The sequence below is a fragment of the Thermogemmatispora sp. genome, from assembly GCF_019683635.1.
GTDB lineage: Bacteria > Chloroflexota > Ktedonobacteria > Ktedonobacterales > Ktedonobacteraceae > Thermogemmatispora.
The window spans coordinates 1-7,969 of the sequence record NZ_JADGIA010000228.1 but is presented as its reverse complement, the minus strand read 5'-3'; the positions used below and the strand labels follow the sequence as shown (position 1 = coordinate 7,969).

The window sequence follows — 7,969 nt, the reverse complement described above, 5'->3', positions numbered from 1 at the left end:
CTGCAGCGCTCTGAAGAAGAGTGACTATCATACGGCCTATGGGCAATTCTCATCCACGCTGCAGGCTAGTGAGAGCGAGCAGCAGTTTACTCAAGCTTTTCAGACTGTGACGACTCTTGTGGGACCAGTTACCAGTTGCTCGGCCACCAATTTTCAGCAGAACGGGGACCATGCGACTGCACAGTTATCATTGACCTTTCAGCGAAGTTCGCGCGTAGTGACGGGCACAATGAACTTTGTGCGCGAAAATGGGACCTGGAAGATTGATCGGGCACCGCAGACGCAGAGCCAATTGCAGAGCACCTAGCTTAGTGGAGTGAAGAGTCAGTCTCGCGGATCTGAAAGCGAGAAAAAGCTGGCCGGTGACGCAGCGTGCAAAATTGTCAGTCTTAGAACGCTGTGTCACCGGCCCATAGTTTTTTGTTGTGGCAGGAAAGTAGGCAGATCAGAACGAGGTTGCTGGGGGGCCAACCCTCTGGCTTACTCTCCTGGTGACATAGGTAACTTTAGGCCCCACTGGCGAGCGCAGGCCAGGGCTTCATCATAGCCGGCATCAACGTGGCGCACAACCCCAATGCCAGGATCGTTAGTGAGCACGCGCTCCAGACGGCGGGCAGCGTCGGGGGTGCCGTCTGCGACGATAACCTGACCGGCGTGTAGCGAGTAGCCGATGCCAACGCCGCCGCCGTGGTGAAAGGAGACCCAGGTAGCGCCCGAGGCCGTATTGAGGAGGGCGTTGAGAATGGGCCAATCAGCGATGGCGTCGCTGCCATCCTTCATGCCCTCGGTCTCGCGATAGGGAGAGGCGACCGAGCCGCTGTCGAGGTGATCGCGTCCGATGACGATGGGAGCCTTGACCAGGCCGCGCGCGACCAGCTCGTTGAAAGCCAGTCCAGCTTTAGCGCGTTCACCATAGCCGAGCCAGCAGATGCGGGCTGGCAGTCCCTGGAAGTGGATCTTCTCCTGGGCGAGGGTGATCCAGCGGCGCAGAGCCTGGTCCTCGGGGAAGAGTTCAAGGATGGCTTCATCGGTGCGATAGATATCCTCGGGATCGCCTGAGAGGGCCACCCAGCGGAACGGTCCCTTGCCTCGGCAGAAGAGAGGACGAATGAAGGCAGAGACGAAGCCGGGAAAGTCCATAGCGTGCGGCTCACCTGCTGCCAGAGCCTGGCCGCGCAGGTTGTTGCCGTAGTCGAAGACGACAGCGCCACGTCGTTGCATTTCAAGCATGGCGCGTACCTGGCTGACGAGCGATTGGCGAGCGCGCTCGATGTAGCCCTGGGGATCGCGCCGGCGCAGGTCGTTGGCCTCGTCCAGGGAGAGGCCGGCGGGAATATAACCGTTTAGGAGGTCATGAGCCGCAGTCTGGTCGGTGACCAGGTCTGGGATGATGTTGCGGCGGACCAGCTCGCTGTAGACCTCGGCGGCGTTGCCGATGAGGCCGATAGAGAGAGGTTGGCCGTTATCGCGGGCCTCGCGGATCTGGGCCAGGGCCTCGTCGAGGGTGCTGGCCATCTCGTCGCAGTAGCCAGTGTGCAGCCGGCGCTGGATGCGCTGCGGGTCGACCTCGACGGCCAGGCAGATTCCTTCATTCATAGTGATCGCCAGCGGTTGGGCGCCTCCCATGCCGCCAAGGCCGGCGGTGAGGACGAATTTCCCCCGGAGTGTGCCGCCGAAGTGCTGACGGGCGGCCTCGGCAAAGGTCTCGTAGGTTCCCTGGACGATGCCCTGGGAGCCGATGTAGATCCAGGAGCCAGCGGTCATCTGGCCATACATGGTCAGTCCCAGGGCCTCCAGGCGGCGAAATTCGTCCCAGGTGGCCCAATGAGGAACGAGATTGGCGTTGGCGATGAGGACGCGTGGCGCGTCGCGCTGGGTGCGGAAGATGCCGACCGGCTTGCCTGATTGAACAAGCAAAGTTTCGTCGTCTTCCAGCTCTTTGAGAGAGCGAACGATGGCGTCGAAGGCTTCCCAGGAGCGGGCGGCGCGTCCAGAGCCGCCGTAGACGACCAGCTCGTCGGGTCGCTCGGCGACCTCTGGATCAAGATTATTCATGAGCATGCGCATGGCTGCCTCTTGCTGCCAGCCTTTGCAGGAGAGCTGCGTGCCTCGCGGGGCGCGGACGGTGCGCGGTCCACTGGTGCCTGGCTGCCTTGCCGGGCCTGAATGCTCGTGCTGCGACATGCTGTGTTTCTTCCTTTCCTTCCAGGTTGATCAGTTGCTGCAGGTATTGGATCGGGAAAAACTGCTTGATGCGGGGTTATGTCCCGCTTATGTTATACAATCTCCCTCTAGTTGGCGGAAGGTGAGTTGGGCTTGGGACTGGGCTGCTCAGAGCGTGCTGTGGATTCTCTCAAGGGTGCAGGTGAGTCACTACCTGTTTGACGTGAGCAAGGCCATATTGTACAACTTTTGTGGAAGATTGCCGAAAATAGAAAGATTTGATGATCTTTACTCGTTGGGCCTTCACTTGCAGCTTTGAAGCGGAGATGTTCATAGGTCCTTCCAGGGCCTGCCGGGACATGAAAGACAAATGTCCTCCAAACCCTTGACAAGAGGGCACATCTCGTCTATTCTCTCGTTCAATTGCAAGAAACCAGCTCTGGCTCGTAGGGAGGCAGTCATGGATTTGCACGGGCTTGTCCTAAGTATCGAAGAATATGTCCGCCAGCGATTGGCGCGCTATATTGATGACCTGAGCACCTTCTGCGCTTTTGAAACCTTCACCTTTCATAAAGCCGGCATAGATCAGGCGACGGACTGGCTGGCCACTCGCCTGCAGGCCCTCGGCATGGAGGTCACCATTGTCGAACGTCAGGAATGGGGCAACGATCTGCTAGGCAGGTTGGGCGGCCAGGGCGACAGCAGCGATGTTGTGGTTCTCCTGGCCCACAGCGACACCGTCTATCCTGTCGGCACCGCGGCGACTCGCCCCCTGCGTCGGGAAGGTAACCGTCTCTACGCCCCCGGTGTCTGCGATATGAAGGGCTGTATCCTGGCCGCACTCTACGCTCTGGAAGCCATGCAGGCTCTCAACTATCGTCCCTTCGGCGAGCTGCGTTTCCTCTGCGTCTCCGACGAGGAAATCAACGTCCGCCACTGTGACGACCTTATGGAGCAAGTACTCCACGACGCCCGCCGTGCCCTGGTATTGGAGGCTGCCCGCGCCAACGGCGCCATTGTCAGCGCGCGCAAAGGCAACGCCGGCTATACCCTGCGTGCCTACGGCAAAGCCGCCCACGCCGGCGTCGAACCCGAAAAAGGCCGCAACGCCATCATTGAGCTGGCTCATCAAGTACTCCAATTTGCCGGCCTCTCAGGCTGGCGCGAGGGTCTCACCATCACACCTGGCCTCATTAGCGGCGGCATCGCCACCAACGTCGTCCCGGACTACGCCGAAGCGCGCTTTGACCTGCGCTTCCTGCGCCTTGAGGATAAAGAGGCCACCGAAGAGCGCTGGCTGAGACTACTCCAGCAGCAACGTGTCCCCGGTGTGCGCCTGGAGCTAGAAGAAGATCCCCATCTCAAGCATCCCCTGGTCTGTACTCCTGCGGCGCGTTGCATGGCAGAGCAGGCTCAGGCCATTGCCGCACTCCTGGGCTTTCCCCTGGAGCATGTCCTGACCGGCGGGGCCTCCGATGCCAGCTACGCTGCCCTCTATGGAGTACCAGCTCTCGACGGTCTTGGCCCTATCGGCGGTAACGACCACAGTCCTGATGAATACCTGTTGCTGGACAGCGTGCCGCCGCGCGCTGCGCTCCTGGCCGGCCTCATCGCCTCGCCGCTGCCTGCTGGGGCCAGAGCCGAAGAAGCCACCGCTACCTACCCATCATGCTCGCTGAGTGCGGTGCAGGAGTAAATGGGAGGCAGGAGAGCCAGGCGCCAGGCTCAAGGTTGCAGCCGCCCAGCAGCAGCGCTAGCTCTAGCAGACAGCCTCTCAACCCAATCAATTCTAAGCAGCCTGAGAGCCAGGCTCTGGCCCCTTTGCGCCTTGTTCCTCTCCATACGCTATGCTATAATCTGACGGACGGAAGAAATACACCGCCCCGCAAAGCGGTCCAGTCTTGTCAAGAGCCAACGCTAGCAAGCAAACCAAAGCAAGCTGAACCTGTGCATTGACCGGAAAACCGGAGAGGGAAGGGGAAGCCCGACGGGGCCGCCGAGAGCGTCAGCCGCTCAGCAGGCAGAAGGAAGGGCCGCAAGCAAGCAAAGCAGAGCAGACCGATAAGCGGATACCCAGAGAGAGCAAGAAGGATAAAGAGAGGCGAGTGCTCCGCGGCCCGCGTTGGCTTCCACTCATTCAGGCCGAGCCGAAACGTGACTCCGGGCGACTAGAGCAAGTACCGGATGCTCAGGAAAGGATTCTCCTGCCATGATTGATCCTGATCGCGAACTGGAACCCCGATACCAGTCCTTCCTGACCAGCCCTGACTGGTATCAAACGAATATACCGTGCCAGGTAGGCTGTCCGGCGCATACCGATGTCTCAACCTACATCGGCCTCATCTCGCAGGCGCGTTTTGACGAGGCCTACCTGCTCAACCGCAAAGCCAACGTCGTGCCGGGCGTCCTGGGGCGCACCTGTGCGCGCCCTTGTGAGCCGGTCTGTCGGCGCAACAAGATCGACGGCAAGCCCATCGCCATCTGCTGGCTCAAGCGTGCCGCCGCCGATCATCGCCAGTTCCGCCATCACGCCGAGCGGCCTCCGATCACCAAAGACAAGAAGGTCGCCGTCGTTGGGGCTGGTGCCGCCGGTATCGCCTGCGCCCGTGATCTGCGTGAGATGGGCTATCCAGTGACCATCTACGAGGCCGACCCCGTGGCCGGTGGCGTCATGGTCAATGGCATCCCGATCTGGCGCCTGCCGCGCAGCGTCACCTACGAGGAGTGTAACGAGTACATGGAGGACCTCGGGGTCGAGGTCGTCTATAACACACGCGTCGGGCGCGACATCCAGCTCACCGACCTGCTCAAGCAGTATGATGCCGTCTTCCTGGCCGCCGGCTGTTATATCTCCAACCCGATCACCGGACCCGACGGCAAGGTTGTCCCCGGCGCCGATCTCGTCGGCGTCATGAACGGCATCGAATTTCTGGCCAAGACCAACTATGGTGAGCCGGTCTTTGTCGGCAAGCGCGTTGTCGTCCTCGGCTCCGGCTTCACCGCGATGGACTGCTGCCGTACCGCCATCCGCTTCGGCGCCGAGAAAGTCTACGTCATGTACCGCCGCTCCAAAGAGGAGCAACCAGCCGACGAGTACGAGGTTGATGAAGCGATTCGCGAAAACGTCGAGTTCCAGTATCTGGTCACGCAGACCGAAATCCTGAGCAAGGATGGCGTCCACGTCAGCGGCATCAAGTTTGTGCGCAACAAGCTCGGCGATCCTGACTCCAGCGGACGCCGCCGCCCGATTCCCATCCCGGGCAGCGAGTTCGTCCTCGATGACATCGACATGGTGATCGCCGCCTTCGGTCAGTATAGCGATTCCTCCTGGATTCCGGCCAAGGAGCTGAATCTGGAGGTCAATCGCCGCACTGGTGTGCCGCTGATCGACCGTGAGACCTGGATGACAAGCTATCCCGGTCTCTTCGCCGGCGGTGACTTCACCGAAGGCTCGCGTAACCTGATCTCGGCCATCGCCGATGGACGCGATGCCGCTATTGCCATCAATCGCTACCTCGGCGGGCAGGATAAGCCGGCGGAGCCACCCGAAGAGATCGAGCTGCCCGACTACCGCCGCGGCATGGTCGACGACTACGAGTCGATCCCGCATGAGAATATTCCGTCATTACCCGTCAAGGAGCGCTATAGCTATACCCGCGAGACCGAGACCGGCTATACTCCCGAGCAGGCGGTCATCCAGGCCCGGCGCTGCCTGCAGTGCCAGCTCAACATCATGATCGATCCCTCGATCTGTATCCTCTGCTCGGGCTGCGTCGATATCTGCCCTTACGACTGCATCAGCATGGAAGGCCTCTCGCGCGTAGTCAAGGGCGATCCGCTCCATCAGCTGGCCGAGACCTGGGAGGGCGGCGCCGACATGATCATCGACGAAGAGAAGTGCATCCGCTGCGGTCTGTGCATCGTGCGCTGTCCGACCGACGCCATCTCGATGGTGCAGTTCGAGGTTGCCAGCCCCAACGATCGCTGGACCGTCTCCAAGATCCCGGTCCTCAACCGCAGCCAGGCCAGCGCCAGACGCTAGGCCAGGCGCTGGCGCAGCGCTCAGCTCTGCCTGAGAGCGCCGCCAGACCCAGACGAGCAAGTAAACAGGGGGAGCAGCCCAGAAAGCAGGCCGCTCCCCCTCGCTCAGTAGCAGTCTGGGAGGTAGCGGGTTTGACCGTCGGATGGCGAAAAGCAAGCTCCCACACCAGCATCAGGAGGGGCCGCTGCCGTTACGCCCGCTGCCCAGACGCTCGCGCATAAAGGTCAGCACCACGCGATCGATGCGCCCCCCTTCCAGCCAGCGCTCTTCCAGATTCTCGCGCCCACAGAAGTGCCAGAAAGCTTCACGTGTCTGCTCGTCAAAGACACCCGAGAGCGGGCCGTGATAGTCACCGCTGCGCGTCAGTAGCTCCTGCAGCTCGCGCGCGATTGCCTCATCGATCGGCAGAATATCCTGGGGATCTGGGGGAAAGAGATAGAGTTTGTGCAATCGCAAGAGGCGAGCCAACTCCTCAATTGGACGGCCATGATCATCGACGCGCAGGTCAATGAAGCGATCGTTGAAACCCCCGTAGCCACCCTTCTCGCGCACCACCAGCAGAGCCGCTGACTGCTGGCCACGACTGTCGCCGCCAGCCTCCTGACCTGCAGCCAGGGCTGCCAGCAGACGATCGCAGAGTTGGCCCGACGTCTCTTCAAAAGTACGCGCCATCGCGTTCACCGTTTCCTCGCTCACCAAAATATTGCCCTGACAGGCATAATGCTCCCCGACGCGCCCACCGGCCCAGGGGAAGCATTCGCTACCAGTGTAGGTGACCGGCGCCCCGCTGGCGGGCACAATGCCAACCTGACGCTTGGCGCGCTCGGCGTCGTCCGCCAGCAGCCGCTCCAGGGTCTCAGCTGCCGAGAGACCACGGGCCAGCAACTCTAAACCGCGTGGGCCATAGGTAGTGTTGGCCCAGGATTGGGTGGCGATGGCTCCGACGCCGGCTTTGGCCCAGGGAACAACGGCCCCCACGGCCAAAAACTTCGACTGGACGGCAATGCCCAGTTCACCCGTCTGCGGATCACGGGCAACGATGGAGAAGGTCATCTTCAGGCACCCCTTACGTGAAGCTGGTTGGGTTGGTTGAGCTGTTTGAGCTGTGATGTTGAGGTATTATAACATGCCCAGCTGCTGGAAGTAAGCGAGCACTGATACGAAATTGCGAAGAAAGGCGAGAGGCGGGAGAGGACGATGAACGGGAGAGGAGGAGAGTCGGGAGAGGAATCTTCACCATTGGCTTGTGGGGCACTGGTGGCCTTGACTTTCAGCAAGCTTTCCGTCACAATGGAAAAAACGCCATCACTGGCAACAGCAAGCGACAAGCAGCAGTACTCACGCGCGGGAGAAGGGAGTAGGTAGCCCACACGCCAGAGAGCATGCAAGGAAGCAGCACGGGTCTAAGGGAAAGAGGGAAACAAGCGCCGGATTCACCTACGAGGCCTGATAAGTGAGCAAGCTAGAGAAGGTGGGTAGGGGGGAGAACGGGCGAGTTCCGCAGCGGCTGAGTATGTGAGAAGCCCCGCGAGACGGGGCGTAGTATGTTGTTGGATGATGGCGCAGCACCACCACTCGGTATATCCCCCGGCCAGGGGCGCTGCCGCGGTGCGCGGTGACGCCGCACGACTTGCTGAAGAGGTGGTCGGCAAGCAGGTCCTGTTAGTGGGAGGATATACCTGATACCCCAAGGAGCGAGCATGGTGCGACAGGACTGGTCGGATGAAGACCTCGTTCAGCAGTTGAAGGAGCGCAATCCCGATG

At 60.9% G+C, this 7,969-nt stretch carries 5 protein-coding genes; 3 read left to right on the top strand and 2 right to left on the bottom strand.

The window, feature by feature from the left end; genetic code table 11:
* The coding region (locus IRZ31_RS18590) for a hypothetical protein (protein WP_297156403.1) at positions 1-307 on the top strand (307 nt) is incomplete at its 5' end.
* A gap of 173 nt (positions 308-480) precedes the next feature.
* Here the strand turns inward: IRZ31_RS18590 and hutU are convergent.
* Entirely contained in the window at positions 481-2,184 is a 1,704-nt protein-coding gene (gene hutU, locus IRZ31_RS18585) for a urocanate hydratase (protein ID WP_297156401.1), read from the bottom strand.
* 439 nt (positions 2,185-2,623) lie between these two features.
* On the opposite strand from hutU, the gene IRZ31_RS18580 reads away from it, so the two are divergent.
* Together IRZ31_RS18580 and IRZ31_RS18575 are read left to right on the top strand one after the other, a co-directional pair.
* Entirely contained in the window at positions 2,624-3,859 is a 1,236-nt protein-coding gene (locus tag IRZ31_RS18580; protein ID WP_297156399.1) for a M20 family metallopeptidase, read from the top strand.
* Between the two features lie 513 nt (positions 3,860-4,372).
* Complete coding sequence (locus tag IRZ31_RS18575) at positions 4,373-6,205, top strand: FAD-dependent oxidoreductase (protein ID WP_297156397.1); 1,833 nt, start codon at positions 4,373-4,375, stop codon at positions 6,203-6,205.
* Between the two features lie 171 nt (positions 6,206-6,376).
* Here IRZ31_RS18575 and IRZ31_RS18570 read toward each other — a convergent pair whose 3' ends face one another.
* Positions 6,377-7,258 (bottom strand): DUF1028 domain-containing protein, encoded by an 882-nt coding sequence (locus IRZ31_RS18570; RefSeq protein ID WP_297156395.1) that lies wholly within the window; start codon positions 7,256-7,258, stop codon positions 6,377-6,379.
* Between the last annotated feature and the right edge of the window lie 711 nt (positions 7,259-7,969).